This is a genomic window from Streptomyces sp. NPDC104367, assembly GCF_055583825.1.
On the sequence record NZ_JBVJND010000100.1, the window covers coordinates 1 to 1,372 of the forward strand.

General features: G+C 69.8%; 1 protein-coding gene. It reads right to left on the reverse strand.

From position 1 onward, the window contains the following. Window positions 1-66: 66 nt before the first annotated feature. Window positions 67-1,284 carry an IS110 family RNA-guided transposase gene (locus tag ACZ619_RS45850; protein ID WP_469612010.1) on the reverse strand — a complete coding sequence of 406 codons (1,218 nt, stop codon included), beginning with the start codon at window positions 1,282-1,284 and terminating at the stop codon, window positions 67-69. Window positions 1,285-1,372: the final 88 nt, after the last annotated feature.

Below are 1,372 nucleotides of genomic sequence, written 5' to 3' on the forward strand. Positions count from 1 at the left end.
GGGGTGCCTCTATGTCTTCCGTCAAGGCACCCCTGTCGGGTTTGGTGTGGTTCGGTGTTGCTGGGGTTATGCGGCGAGCTCGATGTCCGTCGGTGTCCGGGATTCGTAGAAGGTGCCGTCGCGGAGCATGGCGAACAGGACGCTGATGCGTTGACGGGCGAGGCGGAGGAGGGCTTGGGTGTGGGTCTTGCCGCGGGCTCGTTGCTTGTCGTAGTAGGCGCGGGAGGCGGGGTCGGCGTTCATGCAGGCGAAGGCGGACAGGAACATGGCCCGTTTGAGCTGCCGGTTGCCGCCTCGGGGTGCGTGTTCGCCGTGGATCGAGGTGCCCGACGACTTCGTGGTCGGGGCGAGACCGGCATAGGAGGCGAGGTGGGCGGCGGTGGGGAAGCTGGTGCCGTCGCCGACGGTGACCAGCAGCACTGCGGCGGTCCTGACGCCGACGCCGGGCATCGACGTCAGGACCGGGGAAAGAGGGTGAGCCTCCAGCAGGGTGTTGATCTGGGCTTCCATCGCCCGGCGCTGGGTGTGGACGGCGGCCAGGGAGGCGGCCAGAGAGGGGATGACGATGTCGAGGGTGCCGGTGCCGGGGACGACGACGGTCTGCTCGTCCAGGGCGGTGAAGACGTCGTCGATGAGCCGGGATGCCATGCGCGGGGCCTTGGGCCGGATCACCTCCACCAGCCGGCGGCGCCCGGCCTTGCGCAGGGCGGCCGGGGAGCCGTAACGCTCCAGGAGCCACGTGACGGCCTGGTGGTCGAGCCGTGGGCCGAGGACGCGTTCGAGGCCGGGATGGAACTGGGTGAGCAGGCCGCGTAGGCGGTTGGAGGTGCGGGTGGCCTCGGCCGCGAGGTCCTGGTCGAAGCCGACGAGCACGGTCAGCTCGGCGGTGATCTCGTCGGTCAGCTCCAGTGAGCGCAGGGTGTGCGGCATGGTGCGGGCCGCGTCCGCGATCACGGCGGCGTCCTTCGCGTCGGTCTTCGCCTCGCCCGGATACAGGTCGGCGATCCGGCGCATGGCCAGGCCGGGCAGGTAGGCGACCTTGCAGCCCGCGTCGCGGGCCACGGTGAGGGGGAGGGCGCCGATGGAGGCGGGCTGGTCCACGATCACCAGGACGGTGCCGAACTTGGCGGTCAGCCTGTCGAAAACGGCCCGCAGTTTCGGCTCGCTGTTGGGCAGCTGCTTGTCGAGGACCTTCTTCCCGGCCGGGGTCAGCCCGTGCCCGTGATGGGCGCTCTTGCCGACGTCCAGGCCGAGGAACACGCCCACGTCTTCGGTGTCGAACATCGCGTCCTTCCCGGGGTGTTGCACGTGCCGGCCTCGGCGTCGGTGTCGTACTGGCGCATCCACGTTATGCAGACCTGCCATCCGTGAG